The organism is Marinobacter sp. AC-23, assembly GCF_001858325.1.
Lineage (GTDB): Bacteria > Pseudomonadota > Gammaproteobacteria > Pseudomonadales > Oleiphilaceae > Marinobacter.
The window spans coordinates 1-24129 of the sequence record NZ_MBPP01000013.1 but is presented as its reverse complement, the minus strand read 5'-3'; the positions used below and the strand labels follow the sequence as shown (position 1 = coordinate 24129).

15 protein-coding genes and 5 pseudogenes are annotated in these 24129 nt (G+C 53.7%); 7 read left to right on the top strand and 13 right to left on the bottom strand.

The genetic code is table 11. The features are described 5' to 3' along the window. Positions 1-63 precede the first annotated feature (63 nt). Positions 64-528 carry a tRNA (adenosine(37)-N6)-threonylcarbamoyltransferase complex ATPase subunit type 1 TsaE gene (gene tsaE, locus BCA33_RS05605; RefSeq protein ID WP_254774210.1) on the bottom strand — a complete coding sequence of 155 codons (465 nt, stop codon included), beginning with the start codon at positions 526-528 and terminating at the stop codon, positions 64-66. Then, positions 525-2086, bottom strand: a pseudogene (locus BCA33_RS05600) (NAD(P)H-hydrate dehydratase). Before BCA33_RS05600 ends, tsaE begins: the two are co-directional and overlap by 4 nt. Before the next feature lie 147 nt (positions 2087-2233). Between BCA33_RS05600 and queG the strand changes: the two are divergent. Next, positions 2234-3313 carry a tRNA epoxyqueuosine(34) reductase QueG gene (gene queG / locus BCA33_RS05595; protein ID WP_071264091.1) on the top strand — a complete coding sequence of 360 codons (1080 nt, stop codon included), beginning with the start codon at positions 2234-2236 and terminating at the stop codon, positions 3311-3313. Here the strand turns inward: queG and orn are convergent. Then, a complete protein-coding gene (gene orn / locus BCA33_RS05590) occupies positions 3308-3850 on the bottom strand; it encodes an oligoribonuclease (RefSeq protein WP_071264089.1) in 543 nt (180 codons plus the stop codon). The genes queG and orn overlap by 6 nt on opposite strands. Positions 3851-3935: 85 nt before the next feature. Here orn and rsgA point away from each other — a divergent pair, with 85 nt between their 5' ends. After that, positions 3936-4991: a small ribosomal subunit biogenesis GTPase RsgA gene (gene rsgA, locus BCA33_RS05585; RefSeq protein WP_071264086.1), complete on the top strand. Its 1056-nt coding sequence runs from the start codon at positions 3936-3938 to the stop codon at positions 4989-4991. A gap of 19 nt (positions 4992-5010) precedes the next feature. Here the strand turns inward: rsgA and motB are convergent, their stop codons facing one another. Next, positions 5011-5970: a flagellar motor protein MotB gene (motB, locus tag BCA33_RS05580; protein ID WP_071264084.1), complete on the bottom strand. Its 960-nt coding sequence runs from the start codon at positions 5968-5970 to the stop codon at positions 5011-5013. 25 nt (positions 5971-5995) lie between these two features. Next, the gene (motA, locus tag BCA33_RS05575; protein ID WP_071264082.1) at positions 5996-6847 is read right to left on the bottom strand and encodes a flagellar motor stator protein MotA; all 852 of its coding nucleotides are present in this window, start codon (positions 6845-6847) and stop codon (positions 5996-5998) included. Positions 6848-7047: 200 nt separating this feature from the next. On the opposite strand from motA, the gene asd reads away from it, so the two are divergent. Then, positions 7048-7905 carry an archaetidylserine decarboxylase gene (gene asd / locus BCA33_RS05570; protein ID WP_071264080.1) on the top strand — a complete coding sequence of 286 codons (858 nt, stop codon included), beginning with the start codon at positions 7048-7050 and terminating at the stop codon, positions 7903-7905. Between the two features lie 4 nt (positions 7906-7909). Here asd and epmA read toward each other — a convergent pair whose 3' ends face one another. Beyond that, a complete protein-coding gene (gene epmA, locus BCA33_RS05565) occupies positions 7910-8878 on the bottom strand; it encodes an EF-P lysine aminoacylase EpmA (RefSeq protein WP_071264078.1) in 969 nt (322 codons plus the stop codon). A 7-nt stretch (positions 8879-8885) separates the two neighbouring features. After that, positions 8886-9461, bottom strand: a complete 576-nt coding sequence (gene efp / locus BCA33_RS05560) for an elongation factor P (RefSeq protein ID WP_071264076.1) — start codon at positions 9459-9461, stop codon at positions 8886-8888. Positions 9462-9506: 45 nt separating this feature from the next. On the opposite strand from efp, the pseudogene epmB reads away from it, so the two are divergent. The 3 genes and pseudogenes from epmB (at position 9507) to BCA33_RS05545 (ending at position 14861) form a co-directional block, all read left to right on the top strand. After that, positions 9507-10555: pseudogene (gene epmB, locus BCA33_RS05555) on the top strand (EF-P beta-lysylation protein EpmB). A gap of 226 nt (positions 10556-10781) precedes the next feature. Next, entirely contained in the window at positions 10782-12590 is a 1809-nt protein-coding gene (locus BCA33_RS05550) for a GTPase (protein ID WP_071264074.1), read from the top strand. A gap of 186 nt (positions 12591-12776) precedes the next feature. Then, positions 12777-14861: an EAL domain-containing protein gene (locus BCA33_RS05545; protein ID WP_071264072.1), complete on the top strand. Its 2085-nt coding sequence runs from the start codon at positions 12777-12779 to the stop codon at positions 14859-14861. Here the strand turns inward: BCA33_RS05545 and serB are convergent. The 4 genes and pseudogenes from serB to BCA33_RS05525 all read right to left on the bottom strand — a co-directional run bounded on the left by serB (position 14840) and on the right by BCA33_RS05525 (position 20219). Further along, positions 14840-16084 carry a phosphoserine phosphatase SerB gene (serB, locus tag BCA33_RS05540; protein ID WP_071264070.1) on the bottom strand — a complete coding sequence of 415 codons (1245 nt, stop codon included), beginning with the start codon at positions 16082-16084 and terminating at the stop codon, positions 14840-14842. The genes BCA33_RS05545 and serB overlap by 22 nt on opposite strands. After that, a pseudogene (gene parC, locus BCA33_RS05535) lies at positions 16077-18399 on the bottom strand (DNA topoisomerase IV subunit A). Before parC ends, serB begins: the two are co-directional and overlap by 8 nt. 637 nt (positions 18400-19036) lie before the next feature. Further along, a pseudogene (locus BCA33_RS05530) lies at positions 19037-19603 on the bottom strand (YceI family protein); the annotation flags it as partial. 55 nt (positions 19604-19658) lie between these two features. Next, positions 19659-20219, bottom strand: coding sequence for a cytochrome b (locus BCA33_RS05525; RefSeq protein WP_071264068.1), 561 nt, complete (start codon positions 20217-20219; stop codon positions 19659-19661). A gap of 750 nt (positions 20220-20969) precedes the next feature. Between BCA33_RS05525 and BCA33_RS05520 the strand changes: the two genes are divergently transcribed. Beyond that, positions 20970-22058, top strand: coding sequence for an EAL domain-containing protein (locus tag BCA33_RS05520; protein ID WP_254774209.1), 1089 nt, complete (start codon positions 20970-20972; stop codon positions 22056-22058). Here BCA33_RS05520 and BCA33_RS05515 read toward each other — a convergent pair. Together BCA33_RS05515 and BCA33_RS05510 are read right to left on the bottom strand one after the other, a co-directional pair. Next, positions 22045-23820: an SLC13 family permease gene (locus tag BCA33_RS05515; RefSeq protein WP_071264066.1), complete on the bottom strand. Its 1776-nt coding sequence runs from the start codon at positions 23818-23820 to the stop codon at positions 22045-22047. The genes BCA33_RS05520 and BCA33_RS05515 overlap by 14 nt on opposite strands. A gap of 99 nt (positions 23821-23919) precedes the next feature. Further along, positions 23920-24129, bottom strand: a pseudogene (locus BCA33_RS05510) (DNA topoisomerase IV subunit B); the annotation flags it as partial.

Below are 24129 nucleotides of genomic sequence, written 5' to 3'. Positions count from 1 at the left end.
ACAACTTGCCTGTTTATTCGGTTTTGACCTGTTAATGGCCTGGCCCGATTCGTTCCAATTCGTTCAAAAGTGATACACCTTGTTCAGAGCCTGCCCGCACAACAGCTGAGCGGCCCTCGCCTGATGCTCAAGATGAATTTCCAAATCCGCTTGCGGCAGCAGGCCTTTGCCTCGCTCGGGCCACTCAATAAGACAAATACTCTCGCCGTTGAAATAATCTCGAATACCCATATATTCCAACTCCTCGGGATCACCTAGCCGGTAAAGGTCAAAGTGATAGGCCGGTAGTATCAGGTCTTCATAAGGCTCAACCAGGGTATAGGTTGGGCTTTTGACGGCGCCCTTGTGCCCAAGACCTTTTATAACGCCGCGGCTAAGCGTGGTTTTACCCATTCCGAGGTCGCCTTCAAGAAACACGATCAGCCCTTGGCTCGATTGTTTGGCCAGGCGGGCCAGCTTATTGCCCAGCTCTTCGGTCTCAGCCTCGCCTTCCAGAAAGAATCTGCGCTCATTCCCGACGATGCTCACTTCTCCCCCTTGCGGCAATTGCTAGCCGGTTCGGCCTCCCGGAACACCTGGGGCAATGCGTCAATTACGTCGGTGGGTATCAACCCCATGTATCCTTTGTCGACGGAGGCTCGGTTCGCAGCTTCAAGATGCGCAACTGCACCCATTGCAGCGGCTTTAGCAGGTGATTCGACCATCTGGGCATACAATGCACCGATGATTCCCGATAACACATCGCCCATGCCGCCTGTTGCCATGCCCGGGTTGCTGCCACCGGCAATATCCACCGTAGCCTCGCCAGATGCGATAATGGTTCCTGCGCCTTTGAGCAAGATCACGCCACCGTATAGGGACTGCAGCTTGTTGGCTGCGGCCAGGCGATCAGCTTCTATCTCGGGAACCAGGAAATTCAGCAGACCGGCAGCCTCCCCCGGGTGCGGTGTCAGAATCTGGTTATGCGCAGGCACAGCTACTCGCGACGAAAGCAGGTTCAGGGCGTCTGCATCCAAAACACGTGGTTTGCCGCTTTCTACCACCTGCTGCAGCATCTGTTGCCCCCAGGAACTCTGCCCAACACCCGGCCCGCACACCACAACCGTTGCGGCATTCAGCAGCGGCGGCAGTTCTGAGCCGTGAATCAGGCCGTGGACCATAACCGACGGGCACCGCGCCAAGGCGGCCGTCACATGTTCTGGCCGCGTGGCCAGTGAAACCAGCCCCGCCCCGGAGCGCGCTGCTGCTTCTGCCGCTAACAGGCCAGCACCGCCAAACCCCCGATCCCCGGCGACCACCAGAACATGGCCAAACTGCCCTTTGTGGGCATTCGCTGGGCGCTTAGGCAACCAATTCCTAGCAACCTCCCAGCGCCTAAGCACGGCTACCGGGCTCTCCCCGCTCTCTGCCACGCCAGCCCCCACATCAAGTGACTCAAAAATCACCTCGCCACACACCGCAGCGCCCTGCCCGGTATACAGCCCGGCCTTACGAGCAATAAACGTAACGGTTAGGGTGGCCTGAACCACCTCACCTACAACTGCCCCCGTAGTGGCGTTGAGACCGGATGGTACATCAACCGCTAGCACTGGAAGCTCGGAGCGATTGCAACATGCAATCACACCTGCAAACGGCTCTCTGGGTGCGCCAGAAGCGCCGGTGCCGAGCATTGCATCTACAACCAGGCCTGCTTTTGCGAATGCAGAGGCCAACTCCGACTCACTGATGTCCGCCAGCTCGCGCACCTTTACACCATCCGCAACCGCTTTTTGCCAGGCACTGAATGCATCACCACTGAGTTTTTCCGTGGAGGAAACCGCAATGCAGTCAACTGCCAAGCCGTGACGCACGGCATTCGCCGCCATCAAATACCCATCGCCGCCGTTATTGCCAGCGCACAGAGAACCAGCAAAGGTTCCACACCGGGCCAGCGCACAACCAATCGACGAAAGGCAGCACGAGCGGCAGATTGCATCAGTTCAAACCCGTCAATACCCTGCTGCTCGATGACATATTGATCAATACGGCGCACAGAATCGGCGGAAAACAGCGCATCTGGTAAACTGCCTCCAGCATGCTGTGGCATGAGCCTTTGCTCCCGTTACAGAAACCGGTTTAAGAAAATTGGCCAGCTATCTGTAAAGCATAGCAAAATCGCAGAAAAGGTCATAACTTAATCAAATTAAATATCCGTACACCCTCTTTCGGCATGGCGGATACAACAGCGGCATTTATGAGCACCACCGAAACTGACACACTTCCATCACCAGAACTGGCTGATTTGCCAGCACTTATCCGGCAGTGGGCCAAAGAGCACGGGTTCTCGGATGCTGGCATCACCACGGCGGATACGGGCGAGCACGCAAAGCACCTGCAGGACTGGCTGGACAAGGGATACCAGGGCAATATGGCATATATGGCCCATCACGGGGACAAACGCTACACCCCAAGCTCTCTGGTGCCCGGAACCACCCGCGTTATCTCAGTGCGCATGGACTACATGCCCACACCCGACAGCCCAAAAGAAGCGCTTACTAACCGGGAGAACGCTTATATCACCCGTTACGCCCTTGGCCGCGACTATCACAAACTGATTCGCAAGCGGCTAGCCTCTCTGGCGAAGAAAATTGACGCAGCGGTGAGCGGTTACGACTACCGCGCCTTTGTAGATAGCGCGCCTGTACTGGAACGTGCCTTGGCGCAAAGGGCTGGGCTGGGCTGGATCGGCAAAAACAATATGTTGATCCACCCGAAAGCAGGGTCGTTTTTTTTCCTGGGTGAGATATTCACCAGTGCACCTTTGCCGGTAGATCCGGCTTTTAACACCGATCATTGCGGCAGCTGCTCGGCCTGCCTTGACCTATGCCCAACCGATGCGTTCGTAGGGCCGCATAAACTAGATGCCCGACGCTGCATCAGCTACCTCACCATTGAGTTGAAAGACAGCATCCCGGAGGAGTTGCGCTCGCTGATGGGCAACCGGGTGTTTGGGTGCGACGATTGCCAGCTTGTATGCCCTTGGCAAAAGTTCCAAAAGCCCACCGCCGAGGACGATTTTCAACCCAGGCATGGCCTGGATAACAGCTCGCTGGCAGAGCTGTTTTTATGGACTGAGGCGCAGTTTTTGAAGCGGACAGAGGGATCGGCGATTCGGCGTACCGGGTACGAAGGCTGGTTGCGAAATCTGGCGGTGGGGTTGGGCAATGCGCCCTCGACCATTCCGGTAATTGAAGCCCTTAAAAAGCGCGCGGACTATCCGTCTGATATGGTCCGCGAGCACGTTCAGTGGGCTTTGGCGCAGCACGGCCTATAACTTGAAGAAGTGTTCCCGGTAATGGCGCAGTTCGTTAATAGAGTCGCGTATGTCGTCCAGGGCCAGGTGGCTACCCTTCTTTTTAACGCCATCCAGTACATCTGGGCGCCAGCGGCGGGCAAGCTCTTTTACAGTAGAGACGTCCAGGTTGCGGTAGTGGAAGAAATCTTCCAGCTCGGGCATGTACTTCACGAGGAAGCGGCGATCCTGGCCAATGCTGTTCCCGCACAGGGGAGAGGTGCCTTTTTCCATATGCTCTTTGAGGAAAGCGATGGTCTGTTGTTCGGCTTCGGCTTCCGTAACCTTGCTTTCCTGAACGCGCTTGGTCAGGCCGCTTTCACCGTGGGTTTTGGTGCACCATTCGTCCATGGCCTCCATCAGGCCGTCAGGTTGGTTAATTGCGACAACCGGGCCCTCTGCCACCAGGTTCAGTTCTGAATCAGTGATGATGGTGGCCATCTCGATGATGCGCTCATGTTCCGGATCCAGGCCGGTCATTTCCAGATCAATCCAAACCAGGTAGTTACCTGCTGACATTTTATTTCCCTCAAGCCGAACATTCATTATTCCCGTATGATGGCACAGCAACGTCACAACTTTCATCCGTGTTAACTGAGACCCTATGGCAAAACGGCAACTGAACAAGCAACAGCAATTCCGGATCAAGAAGGTTCAGGAGGAGCGTGCGACCCGCGCAGCTCGCAAGGAAAAGTCGGTTCAGGCGCAAGCGGATGCCGGTGAACTGGGGCCTGAGCAACAAGGGCTGATCATTGCTCACTATGGGCAACAGCTTGATGTAGAGGCTCTGGAGGGTGAGCGCCAGGGTGACGTGGTGCGCTGCTTTGTTCGGGCGAATATCGACAGCCTGGTGACGGGCGACCGAGTTGTCTGGCGGCCTGGAAAGAATGAAACGGGTGTGATCGTTGCCCGCTGTGAGCGTGATAATTTGCTGCAGCGGCCGGATAACTTTGGTGCGGTAAAGCCAGTAGCGGCAAATATTGATCACATTATTTTGGTGATTGCGCCGGAGCCGGAGCCCCATGACAACTTGATTGATCGGTACCTGGTGGCCTCTGAGACCACAGATATTCCGGCGGTTATTCTTTTGAACAAGACGGATTTGATCACCGATCGCAATCGCCAGCAGATTGACGCTTTACTGGCGCGCTATGTGGCGCTGGGCTATGAGATTGTTCGCACGTCGGCCGTGCAGTTCAATGGGGGACCTTCGCCAGAGGTTGAGGCCTTGGTGAAAGGCAAAACCAGCGCATTTGTAGGCCAGTCGGGGGTTGGTAAATCTTCGATTATTCAAACTCTGATGCCAGATGAAGCGATTCGCGTGGGCGCGGTTTCTGAAAGCACCGGTAAAGGCATTCATACCACCACAACTGCGAAGCTCTTCCACTTGCCCATGGGCGGTGATTTGATTGACTCACCGGGTATCCGGGAGTTTGGCCTTTGGCATATGACGCCGCAAGAAATCGAATACGGTTTTCGTGAGATTCGTGAAGTGATCGGCTACTGCAAGTTCCGCAACTGCAGGCACATGGGTGACCCAGGTTGCGCCATTGATGCTGCAGCAGAGGCAGGAGCGCTCAGCCCGGAACGGTTGCGAAGCTTTCACCGTATTCTTCAGGACATGGCAGAGCAGCAGGCTCGGGGACTAAAAGCGAACTGATACGAGGCTACCCAGCGGGCTACCAGCTCAGCTCACCTGGCGCGGGTTCGGTTTTTTCTTCCTGCCATTCGCCACTCTCCAGCTTTTCCATGGCCTCTGCCTGCTCCTCTTCCGAGGGAACTGTGAGGTCAATCAGCGGAGCGCCTTTGGCACTGGCACTGTTGTGAATGCTGTTCACCGTTTTCTTGTTGAGGACGATGATGGAGATCCGGCGGTTTACCGGCGCACTCGGTTCGTCCTGGTCAAACAATATAGAGTCACTCAGCCCCACTACTCGCGCAATTTGTTGGGCACGCACACCACCAGCAACCAGTGCACGGCGAGCAGTGTTAGCGCGATCTGCTGAGAGCTCCCAGTTCGTGTAACCGGGGCGACCACCGAAGGGTGTGGCATCTGTATGGCCGGTAATGCTGAGCTTGTTATCTACTGAACCAAGGGTTTTTGCCAGCTCGAACAAGATTTCCTGCGAGTAGTACTTTAGCTCCGCCTTACCACTATCAAACATCGGGCGCCCAGAGCGATCGACGATCTGAATGCGCAACCCTTCATTCGTAATATCAATCAATAGCTGGTCCTTGAACTCCTGCAACGTTTCGTTTTCGTCAATTCGCTGCTTAAGCTCTTCAAACAGCTCTTCCATGCGCTGCTGCTCAAGGGTTTCGGACAACGTATCAACGACATCCTCACTGATCGCCACCGGGCTTTGCTCTATATCGGGGCTTGCCTCGTTGATTACGGATGCGCTTCCTTCGAGATCTACCGGGTTGGGTGACCCGCCTTCTGTGAAGCCAACAGGGTCGCGAAAGTAACCTTCTACCGCCTTTATCTGCTCCGGCGTTGCGGTTGCAGTGAGCCAAAGCACAAGAAAGAACGCCATCATCGCTGTTGCAAAGTCTGCAAAAGCAACTTTCCACGAACCACCGTGGTGGCCCGCGACAATGACTTTTTTCCGTTTGATGATTATCGGCCGCTGTTCCACAAATTTGCTCCGGGTTCAGGCTGCGCTATTTGGCGCGCACGTGATCATTCAGTTCCTGAAAGCCAGGCCGCTTGTCCGTGGGTAGCGCCTTGCGGCCAAACTCTATGGCCATCTGCGGAGCCTGACCTGAAACCGTGGCAACGATGGCGGATTTAACGCACTCGTATGCTTTAAGTTCATATTTTGCGGCATGCTCCATGGCGATGGAGGTGGGACCAACAAAGCCATAACCCATCCAAATGCCCAAGAAGGTCCCCACCAGAGCTGCGGCCACACTGAGACCAATACGCTCAGGACCTTCGCTCAGGAAGTTCATGGTAATCACAATGCCAAGTACCGCCGCCACAATGCCCAGCCCCGGCAGAGCGTCTGCAATTTTGTTCACGGCATGGGCGGGCTCTTCGAGTTCGTGCTGACGACTGTCAATTTCATTTTCCATCATGCCTTCCAGCTCATGGGTCGCCATGTTCCCTGCGCTGATGATGCGCAGGTAGTCGGTAATAAAATCGAGCAACGTTTTTGATTTCATAATGGCCGGGTAGCGGCTGAATATTTCGCTGGATTCCGGGTTATCAATATCTTCCTCTATGGACATAACGCCCTGCTTGCGGGATTTATCGAAAATCTCGTACAGCAGGCTCAGCAAATCCATGTAGTAGGACTTATTGAACGGCGACCCAGTCAGCAAACGCAAGATGCCGGAGAACACTTCTTTAATCATGTGCAGCGGGTTAGCAATGATGAAGGAGCCAATGGCTGCACCAAAGATGATGAGGAGCTCGGTAGGCTGCCACAGCACCATAAGATGCCCGCCATGTAGCATGTAGCCACCCAGAACGCTGGCAACAACTATAACTGCGCCAATAATAAGTAACATGGGGAGAATATAAGCCTTTATCTTGAGGTTATCGGCCGGCGCCGGATACGATCACGGATTTTTCTGCCCAGATCATAGCAAGCCCCTGCGGTATCCGCGAAGCTGTGAAACAATTTCTATACATACCTGCGTCTGCGCAACACTCTTACAACGCTATTTTTGGTAAACTTCGTGCCTTTGAGCACAGAGGGTCTCATTTAATGTTCGACAAGCTGTTTATTCTGAGTCAGTACGTCACTCCGCAGCTTGCGGTTTCCCGCGCAGCCGGCCGTTTGGCAGATAATGATCGCACTCCTGCGCTCAAAAACCGGGTAGTAAAGTGGTTTATTAAGCGCTACGGCGTAGATATGAGCGAAGCCGCAGAACCGGATCCCACCACTTACTCCAGTTTTAACGCATTTTTTACCCGGGCGCTTAAACCAGGCATTCGCCCTGTTGCCGAAGGAGAAAAAACCTTAGTAAGCCCGGTAGACGGCGCAATTAGCCAGATTGGGCGGATAGCTGGCGATCGCGTTTTTCAGGCCAAGGGGCAGTCTTTCAGCCTGTTAGAGTTGCTTGGGGGTGACTCCCGCCTGGCAGAGGCTTTCTCAGAAGGCGAATTTTCTACTATTTATCTTTCGCCCAAGGACTATCACCGCATCCATATGCCTATGGCGGGCAAGCTACGGGAGATGATTTATGTTCCGGGTAAGTTGTTTTCAGTGAATCCGGTCACGGCCGAAAATGTACCGAATTTATTTGCTCGAAATGAGCGGGTTGTTTGTATTTTTGATACTGCCGCTGGCCCTATGGCGTTGGTTCTTGTGGGCGCGATGATTGTGGGTAGTGTTGAGACGCCTTGGGCCGGGGTTGTGGCGCCTAACAGCAGTGGCGTGAAGGCGATTACCTATGAGGGCGAGAGCGCTATTTCGTTTGCCAAAGGCGAGGAGATGGGGCGTTTTCGGCTGGGCTCCACCGTGGTCATGGTTATGCCTAAGGGTAGCGTTAGCTGGAATGCTGAGCAGGCAGCGGGAAAGTTGGTCCGCATGGGTGAGGCGTTTGGGCAAGTTGAGAGCTAAACCTTTACGCTCTCTCTAGTGGAAATGTCAGGACATCTGCGATGTTGCGGGTGCCCATTTTCAACATCAGCAGGCGATCAAGACCCAGAGCCACGCCGGCGCAGTCTGGTAATCCGTGCTCTATTGCGGCCAAGAAGGCTCCATCAATTCCCGTTTCAGGTTTTCCAGCATCGGCTCTCAGGCAGTTGTCTGCCTCGAAACGGGCGCGCTGTTCGCATGCGTTGGTAAGCTCCCAATAGCCGTTACATAACTCCAGACCGTCGATATAAAGCTCGAAGCGATGAGCTACGTCGAAGCCGTCAACGTTGGAGGTTCTGGCCAGGGAGGCTTGGGACGCTGGGTATTGGTTAATGAATACCGGGGTTTCGGTGCCTAGATTGGGCTCGACGGCAAAGCTCATTAGCAGATCCAGGCAGCCGTCGCGGCTGAGATCTTCCAACTGCTCGGGTTCCAGCCATTGTTGGCAGCGTTGGCGTAGGTCTTCATCAGGGATGATAAATGGGTCTATGCCGGCCCAGTCGAGCATTGCCTGGCGATAGCTTATAGTTTTAGGCCTTGGGCAGTTTAGCCAGCTGCACACCAAGTCCGCGACTTCTGCCATCAAGGCTTCGTCGTCAAAGCCTATGCGGTACCACTCCAGCATGGAAAACTCTGGGTTGTGGCGGCGGCCGCGTTCGCCGTTGCGGAACACTTTTGAGATTTGGTAGATCGACCCCACACTAGCAGCCAGCAGTCGCTTCATGTGGTATTCGGGGGAGGTTTGTAGCCAGCCGCCTTCAACACCTTGAGCACTCACCTGCGCGAATATGCCATCGAGGTTAGGATCGGTTACGCCGCAGCGGCCAAGTACGGGAGTTTCAACTTCCAGTACATCCCGTTGCGAAAAAAAGCCGCGCACAAAGGCTGATTGTTGTGCACGGCATTTCAGAGCTGCCCGGGCGGCAGTTGGCTGCCAGTCAGGCTGGTTTTTCATATCAGAATCAGCTGCTTTTAACCCGGTTTACGTAGTCCCCGGAACGGGTATCCACTTTGAGCACTTCGCCAATGGTGATAAACAAGGGCACACTCACAACGGCTCCGGTAGACAGCGTGGCGGGCTTGGAGCCACCCTGTGCGGTGTCGCCTTTCATGCCTGGGTCGGTTTCAACCACTTCCAGCTCAACAAAGTTGGGCGGGGTTACAGTCAAGGGCGCACCGTTGTATAGGGTTACGGTATAAACGTCTTGCTCTTTTAGCCACTTGAGCGCATCGCTAACGGCCTTTGCATCGGCAGGGTACTGCTCGAAGGAACCGTCGGTAAGCATGAAATGCCAAAATTCACCGTCGGTGTAGAGATATTCCATGTCTTGTTCAACAACGTCTGCCGCTTCCAGGCTTTCGCCAGATTTGAAGGTACGTTCCCACTGCCGGTTGTTCATCAGGTTGCGTAGCTTAACGCGGTTAAACGCTTGGCCTTTACCTGGTTTCACGAACTCGTTTTCGAGCATGATACAAGGGTCGCCATCCAGCAATACCTTGAGACCGCTACGAAATTCGTTGGTAGAATATGAAGCCATGAAATGTTCACCTGCCAAATTGCTGTTTAAAATTCAAAGGAAGCTATGATACAGCGAAGCCCTGCCTATATAGAAGCCCAGCTTTCAGACGATGATAACCGGAGCTGGCAACAACTGCTTTCTGGCTCCATCACGTCGCCCAAAGAACTGCTGGCACGGCTGGATCTGCCGGCTGACAGTTGGCTGCCCGGTGCAGAAGAGGGGCACAAGCTGTTTCAGGTAAGGGTTCCCGAGCCTTTTTTGGCTCGTATGGAAAAAGGAAACCCGGCAGACCCGCTGTTACGACAGGTACTGCCTGTATACCTCGAAACCCATTCGGCAGACGGGTTTGTGGCCGACCCGCTAGAAGAAAGCGGCGCCATTCAAACAACAGGCCTTATTCAGAAGTATCGCAGCCGTGCCCTACTAATGGTAACCGGCCAGTGTGCGATTAACTGTCGCTACTGTTTTCGCCGGCACTTTCCGTACGATGAACAACGCTTGAGCCCTACCGACCGACAAAAGGTGTTAGACACCCTCGCGGCAAGTCCGGAAATCAACGAAGTTATTTTCAGCGGCGGCGACCCGTTAGCAGCCAGTGACCAACTGCTGTCCCAGTGGGCCTCTTCCATTAGCAGCATTCCTCATATCCGCAGAATACGCCTGCACACCCGCCTTCCAGTGGTGATACCACAGCGAGTGTGTGATGCATTGCTCAAGTGGATCAGCAACACACAGGTGCCGGTTGTGATGGTTTTGCACATCAATCACCCGGCAGAGATTGATAACCCAACCCGCCAGGCTTTAAGTCTTCTCCGATCAGCGGGCGTAACACTGCTTAACCAGAGTGTAATTCTCAGGGGCATCAATGATCATGCGGATGTACTCGAGAACCTGAGCGAGGCACTGTTTGATGCCGGCGTTCTGCCTACTACCTTCATGCATTTGATCCAGTTTCTGGCGCTCAGCATTTTGATGTTCCTGACGAGGAAGCCCGACGACTGATCCACGAGCTGCTATCGAGGCTACCAGGGTTTCTGGTGCCTCGACTGGTTCGCGAAATTCCGGGTAAGCCGGCAAAAACACCTATCGACCTGTTCTCAACAGACTTTTAAAGACAATTTAGCCAAACTGGCCCGTAATCACATGTCAAACATTGTCAACAAACGAATTTCCGCTTTCCTACACTGGCTTGCTATTTTAAAGTCCAGTAACGTCTAGTTTGTAAAAATATGTATTTTCGGCGTTTTCCCGATCAACTGGCGTACTGCAGTGCGTATGAGTTGGACAGGATAAGTGTTTCCGAAATACGAAACGTTGTTCTGATATTGGCGCATATTCATGGAAGGCACGATCCTCAAACCAGATCTCCGTGTTCCCGAGCAAAAAACGGCAAGTCTGTCTTTTTGCGATACAACGCCAAAGGCGTTCAGGTCGTGGACCAAACAGCTTCCCATGGCCAATATTGGTGAAGTGTCGCGCCAGCTCTATCACGCGATCATTGAGCTCAACCAACTGTTTCTTGCGCCCCAAAACCGCCTGCAATTCCTTGAACTGATTCGCGAAAAAATCCACTTTGTGTGCAATGAGCTCTCACGCCATTACCTGGGGCTTGCGGTCGCCTTACCTGAGAAGCAACGCAAAATTGCCAACCTGTCTCAGGCGCTCCAATTGCACCTCGCCAGTGGCTACAAGCTATGTCTGTTAGAGGCTCTGGACGATAGCGGGCTGGATAAAAACCGGAAGCTAGTTGCCACAGCCATTCACCGGGCCACGTCGGAACTTGCCTCGACCATTTTGCGCTCTCATCAACTCTATTGCCCGAGCCCGGCTCAAAGCTGGCTGGAATGTCATCGCATGTTCCGGTTTGCGCACCGCAACAAACTGTCCGAGGTCGCGGTAGAAGACAGCAGCTTAAAACAAAGGCAGTCCAGCACTGTCGCGGACAGTTACAAGCGCCTGCTTCTGCTGGGTTGTGCCAGACCCAACCAGCTCAGGCAATCGGAACTGCTTCAGGCTTATGACCTGCTTGAGTTTTGGACGGGGTTTTCAAGCTGCGGGCCAGCCACCGGGGAAGACAGTCTTTTCGTGGTTAACCTGGAGAGCGACAACTCTCCAATCTATAGAAGCTTGCTGGAACACAAACCCGGCAATGAGAGCTTCGGATTCGATACCCGGGAATTAGCGACCATGATTGCGGAAAGCCTGGATGCAAGGCTCCGCCAACAACCCGCCCCTGACACACTCAAGATACCCGGCAACGTCAACGAAACCCTACTCACTCACCTCAGCCAGGCCCTGGGCATTCTGGCAAAGAGGAATTTCAACCGAATTGCCAGCCAAGGCACCCTCGAGATCTGCGTTGGGCTAACTGCCGCACATTATTTTATTGCCGGAGAGAAATCGTTTACGGAGTTCGTAACTGGCAATGACAATGGCCCTGAGGATGAAGAGAACGTTTTCATCCGTTCATCCCGCAAGCGGGAGGACGCCTGGGGCGGCGCCCACGACGCAGCACCAAGCGATGAGCACCTGCATGCCGCAGACACGCCCATTAATTTTCGCGGCAGCTTCGGGAACACACCCGCGCCAGTAAATGATAAGAACCGGCCCAGATCGCACTCAGCGCTGTTGGTAAACACTAGCCCTGGCGGTTACTGCGTCTCATGGGAGACAAGCGTACCGCCTTCCATGCAGGCTGGAGAAATACTTGGCATACGTGAGCAGCGTTCACACCCCTGGAGCATTGCGGTGGTTCGCTGGATTCGTCAAATCCGGAATCAGGGTACTCAAATTGGCATAGAGCTGCTGGCGCCCAGTGGTTCACCCTGCGGTGTTCGCTTGATCCAGAAAGTTGGAAACAGCAGTGAATATCTACGCGGCCTTCTGCTTCCTGAAATAAGCGTGATCAACCAAGCGGCAACCCTCATTACGCCCCGGTTGCCGTTCCAGCCAGGCAGCCGAATTTCCATGCTGCATGATGGCCGAGAGGACCAGGGCCAGCTAACGAAAAAGGTATCGTCCACCGGCAGTATCAGCCAGTTTGAACTAAAGCTACAAATCAATACAGAAAGCGCTGCCCCAGCCAATGCCTCATCACCAGCTGGCACCAGTGAAGATGATTTTGATTCCCTGTGGCCATCTCTCTGAACACCTCTGGCCGGATGGCTCGTTAATCCGCCAGAGACTTGTTATTAAGCCCCAACCCCTGCATCATTCAGCGATAGTGACAGCCCGGTCTCGCAGCTCACAGTTTCCAGCAAATACTGTATCTAAGGCAGAGCATTTCTCTGCCTTGGCCGGCCCAGCCAACCTGTATTACGAGACGCCTTAGGAATGCAGAAACAAAACGCGACCGTACACCTCTTGATTCTCGATCCTTCGCAAAATGATGCCGAATCGTTGGTAAGCCTGCTCAGGAATGCCGGAAAAGCCACGAGAGCCCACCGCATTACCTCTGAGGAGGACCTGGAAGAAGCCCTGAAAAACAGTAATTGGGATCTATTGTTGGCCCGGGATACCGAACAGGAATTCGTAGCGGATGACGCGCTCGCCATGATCAGGCGCATGGACAAAGATATTCCATGCCTGTTTCTTACAGAGGAAGAGAGCCGGGAAAGAACTGTGGCCGTTATGAAGGCCGGCGCACAGGGTACAGTGCGGTTCGACCACCACGACCTGCTGATACTGAAAGTAAAGCATGAGCTGACGGCACTCGACGATCGCCGCCGCCGCCGGGCGCTGGAGTCTTATCTGCGCGAAGCGGAACAAAGATGCCAGCTTCTCCTGGAAAGCTCTAAAGATGCTATTGCCTATATCAATGACGGCATGCACATTTACGCCAACCAGTCGTACATGGAATTTCTGGGTTACGACGACATTGATGACCTGATTTGCATTCCTGTGCTCGACACGCTCACCCCAGAGAGCCAGAACCACTACAAAACCTTTATGAAGTCTTTCGCGGAAAAAGGCGAAGACGGCATGACGATCAACTGCACCGCAAAGCGTAGCGATGATCACGAGTTGAATGTAACCATGTCGGTTTCCGCTGCAACCTATGACGGTGAAGCTTGCACCCAGATTGTGCTCCAGCCAGAACACAGCGATGCAGAGTTGGAAGAAAAATTACGGGAGATCAGCAGCCAGGATCTCCTTACCGGGCTGTACAACCGCCAACACCTGATGAAAGAGCTCGAGCAGGCTATTGCCAGTGCAGGTAAGAGCAACGAAACCGGCGCCTTCGCCTATATCGCTCTTGATAGCTTTATGACCATGAAGGGCCAGGTGGGCATTTCGGGCGCAGACCTGCTACTGGGCGATCTCGCCAGTCTTCTGAAAAGAGAGGCGGGCGATGATCTGATGCTAGCGCGTCTCAGTGATGACGCATTCGGCTTGCTAAGCCTCCCTTGCGATGAAAAATCCATGGCCAGCCGGTGTGAACAGGTTCGCAAATCTGTGGATGAGTACCTGTTCGACATCAACGGTCGTACGGTTCCACTAACCGTAAGTATCGGCATTGCATCAATTACTGAGAACTCGCCGAAAGCCGAAGAGCTCCTGGCACGGGCTCACACTGCGTCCTCGGAAGTGCGCAAGCAAGAAGGTCAATCCCAGGGCAACGGTATTCGTGTTTATAACCCGGCGGATTACGAAACACTGGATGAGAGCAACTCCACTGAGGCGATACTGAAGGCTCTGGATGAAGATCGCTTCCGGCTGTTGTTCCAGCCCATCATCAATCTGCGTGGCGAAGGCGAAGAGCACTACGAAGCCTTCGTTAGAATGCTCGACAAGGATGATAAAGAAGTCTCACCTTACGACTTCCTGCCTCCTATGGGCCCAAGCGATACCGCCATCAAGATCGACCGCTGGGTTATCTTGCAGACCATAAAGCAGCTGGCCAGCCACCGCTCCAAAGGCAACGATACCCGCATGTTCCTCAACGTGACGGCAGAAACCATACAGGATAAAACCTTCACACCTTGGCTGAGCGTAGCCCTGAAAGCCGCCCGCCTGCCCGGTGACTCGCTGATTTTCCAGATCCGCGAAGGTGATGCGAACACGTATATGAAGCAAGCAAAGGAGTTTACCAAAGCCTTGCACCAGCTTCACTGCAAAGTGTCCATTGCACAGTTTGGCTGCGCACTGAACCCGTTTAATACGCTAAAACACATTGATACGGATTATGTGAAGATTGACGGCTCGTTTACGGAAGAAATTCAAAAGAACGAAGAGGCCCGAGAGCAGGTAAAAGAAATGGTAAAGAGCCTGCAAAGTGCCGGCAAACTCTCCATTATTCCACTGGTAGAAAATGCCGGTGTTCTTGCCACACTTTGGCAAGCCGGCGTGAACTACATTCAGGGCTACTACCTGCAGGCACCCGTTCCGGAAATGAACTACGACTTTGGCGACAACTGAGTGTTTCTCAATCCCTGATTGGTTTCACTTTCGCGGAAACCAATCAAGTAAAGAATAGCGTCCAGACCAAGCGTCGAGATAGCGTGTCGGGCAGATTCCTTAACCAACGGTTTTGCCCGGAACGCAACGCCCAGGCCAGCTTGGCTCAACATGGGCAAGTCGTTGGCACCATCACCTACAGCAATGACCTGCTCCCGGGAAATGTGCTCTTTCTCGGCTATTTCCAGCAATAATTCTGCTTTGCGCTTACCGTCGACAATCTGACCAGAAACCGCACCGGTTACCTTTCCGTCGAGAATTTCCAGCTCATTGGCGTAAACGTAATCGATGCCCAGCTTGTTCTGAAGGTGCCGTGCAAAATAGGTAAAACCACCAGAGAGAATCGCTGTACGGTAACCGAGTGCTTTCAAGCTTCGAATCAGACGTTCCGCGCCTTCTGTCATCTTCAGGCGGCTGGCGACCCGCTCCAGAACAGCTTCATCCAACCCCTTAAGCAGTGAAAGCCGCTCTGCAAAGCTCTGACTGAAATCCAGCTCCCCCTGCATAGCGCGCTCGGTAATCTCAGCGACCTGGGCGCCCACACCAGCTTCTTGGGCAAGCTCGTCGATCACTTCAGCCTCAATAAGGGTGGAGTCCATATCAAACACCACCAGGCGGCGATTGCGGCGAAAAATAGAGTCTTCCTGGAAGGCGATATCCACATTCATTTCGCCGGCGATATGCAGGAAATCGGCCCTAAGTAGCTCCAAATCCTGCGGCGTACCCCGCACGGAGAATTCCACGCAGGCTATCCCGTCACTGGTGGCGTTGAGCGAGGGCCTGGCAGAAAGGCGGGATATGTTGTCGATATTCAACCCGTGGCGAGCAGTAATGGCAGATACCCTGGCAATCTGTTCCGCCTTGATGTCACGGGACAGCAACGTAACGATGTAACAGGCGCGATTACGGCCCTCAGCCCAGGATTGGTACTCTTCAATGGTAATAGGAGCAAACCTGACCTGAAGATCCAAAGCATGGAAACGGAAAAGCAAGTCGCGGATCACTGGTGAGGCCTTGGACTCGTCGGGGATTTCGATAAGAATGCCCCAGGTCAGATGGTCGTGAATAACCGCCTGACCTATATCGAGAATCCGAACATCATACCGGCCCATAATGCCGGTAATTTCCGACGTGAGCCCAGGCTTATCGCGCCCGGATACGTTAATAAGAACAAGTTCACTCACTGTCGGTGTTCTCCATTGTGCCCATGCCGTTTTCAGAACCGTCCTCTTCCTTTGCCCGAGCGGCTGAAGGGATGACATTAATTGCGTCAACCCTCTGCAAACCGCGAGGAAGCTTGTGCCCGCGCCGACCGCGCTCTCCAATGTAATGCTCAAGATCGGCGAAGTTCAGCCCATCTTGCGCTTGCCTGCACGGATTTCCAGTTGATCATCCTCAGCGAATACGGCTATGGCTACCACATACTCCTCACGGTTTTGTACCCGTGCTGAGGGGATGCTGATGATCTTGTTACCCTTACCCTTGCTTAGCTCAGGCAGCTCGCTAAGCGGGAAGATAAGCATTCTGCCTTCATTGGAAATAGCCCCCAAATAGAGAGTATTTTCGGTGGCGGGAATGATCACCGGCGGCATAATTTTCGCGCCCTTCGGCACACTGACTATCGCCTTGCCATTCCGGTTTTTGCTGATCATCTCATTCAGCGAAGTAACAAATCCATACCCGCCGTCGGTTACTAATAACGTCTTACGTGCAAGGTCACCCATAAGCAAGCCTGAGAAGCTCGCCCCTGAAGGCGGGTTGATTCGCCCGGTAAGCGGCTCCCCCTGCCCTCTTGCCGAAGGCAAGCTGTGAGCCATCAGTGCGTAGGCCCGGCCAGTGGAGTCCAGGAAAATCGTTTGCTGGTTGTTACGGCCACGCGCGGCTAACGAAAAGCTATCGCCCGCTTTGTAGCTTAGCCCATCCGGATCTATATCATGGCCTTTGGCGGCCCGCACCCAGCCTTTGTCCGAAAGTACAACGGTGACCGGGTCGTTAGAGACCAAATCGTTTTCGCTGAAGGCCTTGGCTTCTTCACGCGCAACTATGGGGGAACGGCGATCATCGCCGTAGGTTTCGGCGTCTGCCATCAACTCACTCTTGATCAGCTCACGCAAGCGATCCTCAGAGCCAAGAATTGCCTGAAGCTCATCCCGCTCTATAGCCAGCTCGTCCTGCTCACCGCGGATTTTCATTTCCTCAAGCTTGGCCAGGTGCCGCAACTTCAGCTCGAGAATGGATTCTGCCTGGTCCGCAGACAACCCGAATCGCTCCATAAAGACCGCTTTGGGTTTATCTTCCGTGCGGATAATATGGATGACTTCATCAATATTCAGGTAGGCAATCAAAAGGCCTTCAAGAATGTGCAGCCGCGCCAGCACTTTATCCAGCCTGTGCTGCAATCGACGGGTCACCGTGGTACGACGAAACGCCAGCCACTCCGTAAGCATCTGGCGCAAGCCCTTCACGCCCGGACGGCCATCATTTCCGATCACGTTGATATTTACCCGGTAGGTTTTCTCAAGGTCGGTGCTGGCAAACAGGTGAGCCATCAGCCCGTCAAGATCTACCCTGTTGGAACGCGGTACAACAACCAACCGGGTCGGGTTTTCATGATCTGACTCGTCGCGGAGATCCGCCACCATAGGCAGCTTTTTGGTTTGCATCTGGTGTGCAATCTGCTCAAGCACACGATTACCGGAAACCTGATGCGGCAGATCCGTTATCACAATCTCGCCCGTCTCTCGCACCCAGCGGGCGCGCATACGCAGCGAGCCCCGGCCGGTCTCGTACATTTGGCGCAGATCTTTGCGGGGCGTAATGATTTCTGCGTAGGTTGGAAAATCCGGGCCCTTAACGTGCTCGCAAAGCTGGTCAACGGTGGCCTCGGGATCATCCAGCAACCGAATGCAGGCAGCTGTTACTTCCCTGACATTATGAGGCGGAATATCCGTCGCCATACCCACGGCAATGCCGGTTGTGCCGTTTAACAACACATGGGGCAACCTTGCTGGCAGCACCGACGGCTCATCCATGGTGCCATCAAAGTTGGGGGTCCAGTCTACGGTGCCCTGCCCTAGTTCTCCAAGCAGCACATCTGCAAAACGTGCCAGTCGGGATTCGGTATAACGCATGGCGGCAAAGGATTTTGGGTCATCTGGAGCGCCCCAGTTCCCCTGACCGTCGACAAGCGGATAACGATAGGAGAATGGCTGCGCCATTAGCACCATGCTTCGTAACAAGCGCTGTCGCCGTGGGGGTGAAACTTGCCCAGTACGTCACCCACTGTACGGGCAGACTTTTTGTATTTGGACGTAGATTTCAGGCCCAGCTCTGACATGGCGTAAATAATGCGCCGCTGAACCGGTTTTAGCCCGTCTCCAACATTGGGAAGCGCGCGGTCAAGAATGACGTACATGGAGTAATCGAGATAGGCTTTTTCCGTGTAGTCTCTGAGTGATACCCGCTCAAAGCCCTCATCCGTCGTCTGAAACTCTGGCATGGATGCCTCTTTTGCCTGTATTGCCTGATTTTGAAAGAGTCCGTGATGCTACCCTGTGCGCCCGGAATAATCACGGGGCAGGTGCAGTGGGACATTATATGGAGCACCGGGCTGATACACCAACAACCTACGGATTTATCGGCGAAAACCTCTCATTCAGACCCCAAATCATCGATTCCAATAGCGGAATTCCCGCATGGAGAGTCTGTAAGGTGCGCCGTATGCTCATTGCCAGTGATGAATAGAAGACCGTTTTCCTTTCAAACAAGCGGAACACTATGAAACCCAATATCAAAGCCTGCGGGCAAGCCATGGCTACGGCAATGGTGAATGCGGCGTTAGCCGTCGCCTGATGCTTCTTGTGGAATTCGCTATCAGCGGCAGCTTCCAGGTCCCTGCGCCCTATCTCTGGGCAGGCCTGCTAATAGGGCTGGTTATTTTCGCTGCTCAATTCTGGCGCCAACGGCATCTTTGCCGCGCCTCAACAAACTCCTGACAGTCGGCTTGGCGCCGAAATGCTTGAAAAAAGCAATCAATCCAAAATAGGTATGTACGAGAACGGATAGGCAGACACGCAGATTCCGGGGCCAGCCCCGGAATCTGTAATTGCAGGATGGATAGAGTTACTGGCGGATGCTTCAACAGAGATAATAATCTCTACCGTCTCGGAAGCCTTTCCAAGGTTCATCGGAATGCCAAAATCTTCAAGACGCAGCTCAGTCTCGGCTTCAAAGCCCATGCGATAACCGCCCCAGGGGTCTTTACCATGGCCCAGCATTTCCACGTCTAGAGTGACCTCACGAGTTACTCCGCGCAGCGTGAGGTCACCAACGATATCCGCCTCACCTTCGTCATCAACCTCTACCCGCTTGCTCTTGAAGCTCGCTTCCGAGAACTCACCCACGTGCAGGAAATCTTCGCTGCGCAGGTGCTTGTCGCGCTCTGCGTGATTGGAGTCAACGCTTGATGGATCAATGGTTACGTTTACCGAGCTGTTTTCAGGGTTTTCGGCATCGTAAACAAATTGGCCATCAAAATCGTTGAAGCGACCATAAAGCCAGCTATAACCCAAATGCGAGATCTTGAACGTGATGAACTGGTGGGTGTCTTTGTTATCAAAAGCGTAAGTGCCGCTGTGTTCATTGGCCTGGACGCCTCCGACCAACGCCACGGAAACGGCAGATGCAAGCAATAATTTCTTCATGAAACTCTCCTTTAAGTAAACAAAAACGCGCTCATTCAGGGCCGTATTACGCCCATCATTTATCACCACGCGCGGGAACCAACATGCGGCGCAACGTGTCGTCACGATCAAAAAAATGATGTTTCAAGGCGCCAACCGCGTGAATTAGAGCAAGACCAATCAGGGCCCACGTGCTCCAGTAGTGCACCCACCCTGCCGTATCTTCAAGACCTTTCACTTGACCCGTCACCGATGGCACCTCAAACCAACCAAACACACTCACGGACGAACCGTCAGCCGTTGAAATCAAAAAACCACTTACCATCGCCACAAAAATCAGTACGTACAGCAAGCCGTGTGCGGCACGAGCGCTGTAAACTTCCCAGCGTTTATGCCCCGCGACCGAGTTCGGCGATGTCGCAAAAAAACGCCAGGACAATCTGAACACCATCAAAGCAAACAACAAGACGCCAATGGCGCGATGGATATTCGGAGCTCGCCGGTACCACTCATCGTAGTAAGTCAGATCAACCATCCAAAAACCCAAAGCAAACATGCCAATCACTGCCAGAGCAGCCGCCCAGTGGACCACAATAGCCAGCCAACCATAGCTGGCAGATGTATTGCTTATTTGCATAGCAACTAGGGCCTCACATTCCCTGTTAGTCAGTCATACGCCAAAGTATAAGAAGTCGTATTCTCAAAGGAAATCGGAATGTTTTGCTACCCATCATCAGAAATCTTGATCGTGTGAGCCTAGTGCTCAAAACCCTTGACTTTGGTCGCATTCGGGTTGTACGGATTGTTGATTTCTATAAGCCTAGTAAACTTTCGCTATGCTTAACCGCCCCGTCGGGGGCCTCATTGAACGAGAGGACAGGACATGGAACTTGAATTCGACGAATCCGTTGTAATCCCGAGCAATAATTGATTCTTTGGCGGCTCTTGAATCTTGAAAGGGCCGCCAAAATCACCTCGCCGTCCCATCTATCCCACCCCCAAAACTACACACTGTTTCCGGTTTAGTCATGAAACGGTGGTAATGTTTCCCATTTTTTGGCAATCTCCCCTAACTATCAGTCTACTCTGGCTTTTCCATTCTCAGCCGACGCTGACTTGTGTTCGTTCAAGTGCCTGGTTCCAGCAGCACCTGATGTATTCGATCAAACATTTGAAACACTATGCAGCCAGCAATCTCGGAGACGCTGACAGATCCTGAAATGGACCTGTTATCGCCGATGCTTCACAGAAACGGCAACTCCTGGACCGCGAATTTTCGCGGTCTGACGTTGAAAACCGCTCTTCAGCCAATCTATAGCATTTCTCACAAACGAACCGTTGGCTACGAAGCGTTGATCAGGCTCTGGACCCGGACAATTCGAATGTATTGCCCATACACCTTTTCGAGCTGCCCGTTTCCGATACCGAGAACCTGCTACTGGACCGGCTCTGCCGTTACCTGCATGTCCGAAACTACAGTGGCATACATGACCAGCTCAACTGGCTGTTCCTAAACGTTTCTCCCCGTGTTATCACCAGCGGCAGTCAAACTGATTCATTTTTTGGAAACCTGCTGGCAAAGACGCAGTTACCACCTCATCGAATTGTTATCGAGATTGTCGAACAGCCAACTGACGATGCGGATCGCCTGCGCGAAACGGTTGCCTATTACCGAAAGCTGGGGTGCCTGACAGCCATTGATGATTTTGGAGCTGGGCACTCAAACTTTGAACGCATCTGGAACCTGTCACCAGACATCGTCAAACTTGATAGAAAACTGCTGACTCGGGCAACCGAAGATCACAGAGCACGGCAGATACTGAACGGTATAGTCTCACTACTGCACCAATCCGGGTGCCTGGTGTTGCTGGAGGGAGTAGAAACCAGCGATCAGGCCATGATTGCAATTGATGCCGGGGTCGACTTTGTTCAAGGATTTTATTTTTGCCGGCCAAGCACCGATCTAAGCCAGCTCTGCAACGCCTCTACAGACTTTGATCTATTGTTGCAGGAGTATAAGGCTCGCCATCAGATCACTCGGAATCCGACAAGCCAGCTGGTCGACTTTTTCTGGGGAGATTTTCAAACGGTCACTGCGTCACTTCAAATCGGCACCACCATGAGCCAAGCTTGCGGCGCACTACTGAAACACGTCACCGTCTCACGCTGCTACCTGGCGGACGAGAGCGGACTTCAGATTGAAGAGACGATGATATCGGATACCGGAACCCGAAGCCTGGACCCGCGCTTCAAGCCACTTGAAAGCACCAGCAAGGCAGATTGGTACCGGCAACAATACCTGAGGCAAGCGCTGGCCCAGCCCGGCAAGCTCCACATAACCGCCCCCTACCTTTGCGTAACCGGCGCCTATATGTGCGTAACCCTGTCTTTTTGTTTTACCCACAACGGGGAGCAGCGGGTGCTTTGCTGCGACATCCTAGCCAATCCCTCTGGCCCGGCGGTTAGCCGGGCCTAATTCCGTACACCAGTGCAATCACTGCCACTGATATCAAGCCAATAAACACGTTCATTGGCAAGCCAACACGCACGAAATCTCCGAACCGGTAACCACCGGGGCCAAACACCATCATATTGGTCTGATAGCCCAGGGGTGTCGCAAAGCTGGCCGACGCAGCCATCATCACGGCGATAACAAACGGTTCCGCCTCAACTCCCATGGTGCTGGTCATCGACAGTACAATCGGTATAACCAGAATGGCCGCTGCGTTGTTGGTAATAACCTCTGTGAGCACAGACACCGAAAAATAGACCATGAACAGAGCCAGTAAAACGTGGCCTTTACTAAGGCCCAGGATAGCTCCCGCCATATAGCTCGCAGCCCCGGTCTCCTGAAGAGCTGCGCCCAAGGCGAATGAAGCTGCAATGGTAAGAACGACGGGCACATCCACCGATTTTTGCGCCTGGCCCACAGAGCAACAGCCACTAAGAATCATCAGTGTCGCGCCCAGCAAGGCCGCATTCAACATGCTGACAACACCACAGGCAGCAAGCCCCACCAGCACAATAAGAATGCCCCAGGACAACCAGGCACGATCGTGCCTCGGGGCTTCTGTTCCCAAGTCGTTTATAAGCAGAAAATCCTTGTTGTAGCGTTGACGGCTTACAAACGCCGGCCGGGCTTCCAGCAAAAGCACATCGCCAGGCTTGAGACGAATATTACCCAGGTTTCCTGATACTCGGCTGCCACCCCGTGCGACCGCCAAAACAACCGCTCCGTATCGCTCCCGGAATCGCGCGTCGCGAATCGTCAAACCCAATACTTCTGATTGCGGAGACAGAGCGGCCTCCATCAAGCAACGCTCTGCACGATCCTGGCTCAAGCTGGGCTCATCCGCGTGCACAGAAGGCACAATACCGTTAATTCGCAGCAGGTCGGAGATCGCCTGAGTGTCACCGGCAAACACAAGCCTGTCGCCACCGCACAAGCGCTCCTCAGAAGGCACCGCCGTTACTACGCTGCCATCACGTTCAATCTCTACCAGGTAGAGCCGCTCCAACTCCCTCAGGCCGGCCTCGCCTACCATTTTCCCAACCAGCGGCCCATCGACAGCAACAGCCACCTCCAGAGTAAACTCCCTCATGGAACCAAACTTATGCCTATCCTCACGGTTTGGAAGCGCCCGGGGCATAAACAGCAAGATGGCCGCAATGCCAAGAACGGCCACCGGCAAGCCGACAGCGGTGATCGAAAAAATGGAAAGCCCGGCCTCGCCGGTCAATTGCTCATACTGACCGTTAACCACCAGGTTGGTGCTGGTGCCAATCATCGTCAGGGTGCCGCCCAAAATAGCGGAGTAGCTGAGGGGAATCATAAGCTTGGACGGCGCAATGCCAATCTTCCGGGACCAGGCATGAATGGCTGGAATCATAGTCGCCACAACCGGGGTGTTGTTGAGAAAACCGCTTAACAGCGCAACCGGAAGGGTAATTCGTGCCTGAGCCGAACGAACGGTCTTGGGGTTTCGCAGCAAGTACCTGACCAGCAGATCGACCCCACCAGAGTGGTGAATGCCGGCCGCCACCACAAACAGGGCCACGACGGTGATCAGCCCTGTATTACTGAAGCCCATCAATGCCTGATCGGCCGAAATGATGCCACTGGCGCTGAGCACAACAAGCACACCCATCATTACCAGATGGGGTGCATAACGCCCTGAGCTCATGAGTACCAGAGCGGCGCCTGCCATGCCCAGCGCAAACCAGCCTTGCCAGTCCATTTGCGATTCTTCCCGATCAGAAAACCGGAAGAATAACGAGTTTTAAGAATACTTAAAAGGAATAATGAATTATTCTGATATACCTAAAACGAATAAGAGTCAGCCGGCTACATCTGCCATGTTGCCGTAGGCTTCCAGCCAGGACCGGCGATCCGACGCACGCTTCTTACTCAGAAGCATGTCCATGCGGCTATCAGTATCGTCGCCTTCTTCAATAGTCAGCATAACCAGTCTGCGAGTATCCGGGGCCATGGTGGTCTCACGGAGTTGCAGAGGATTCATTTCCCCCAACCCTTTAAAGCGGGTGAC

Bases quoted from the DNA above. Each gene is read 5' to 3' on its own strand.
- queG (WP_071264091.1), top strand. From the start codon at position 2,234: ATGAGCACCACCGAAACTGACACACTTCCATCACCAGAACTGGCTGAT.
- orn (WP_071264089.1), bottom strand. From the start codon at position 3,850: ATGTCAGCAGGTAACTACCTGGTTTGGATTGATCTGGAAATGACCGGC.
- rsgA (WP_071264086.1), top strand. From the start codon at position 3,936: ATGGCAAAACGGCAACTGAACAAGCAACAGCAATTCCGGATCAAGAAG.
- motA (WP_071264082.1), bottom strand. From the start codon at position 6,847: ATGTTACTTATTATTGGCGCAGTTATAGTTGTTGCCAGCGTTCTGGGT.
- asd (WP_071264080.1), top strand. From the start codon at position 7,048: ATGTTCGACAAGCTGTTTATTCTGAGTCAGTACGTCACTCCGCAGCTT.
- epmA (WP_071264078.1), bottom strand. From the start codon at position 8,878: ATGAAAAACCAGCCTGACTGGCAGCCAACTGCCGCCCGGGCAGCTCTG.
- efp (WP_071264076.1), bottom strand. From the start codon at position 9,461: ATGGCTTCATATTCTACCAACGAATTTCGTAGCGGTCTCAAGGTATTG.
- BCA33_RS05550 (WP_071264074.1), top strand. From the start codon at position 10,782: ATGGAAGGCACGATCCTCAAACCAGATCTCCGTGTTCCCGAGCAAAAA.
- BCA33_RS05545 (WP_071264072.1), top strand. From the start codon at position 12,777: ATGCAGAAACAAAACGCGACCGTACACCTCTTGATTCTCGATCCTTCG.
- BCA33_RS05525 (WP_071264068.1), bottom strand. From the start codon at position 20,219: ATGCAAATAAGCAATACATCTGCCAGCTATGGTTGGCTGGCTATTGTG.
- BCA33_RS05515 (WP_071264066.1), bottom strand. From the start codon at position 23,820: ATGGACTGGCAAGGCTGGTTTGCGCTGGGCATGGCAGGCGCCGCTCTG.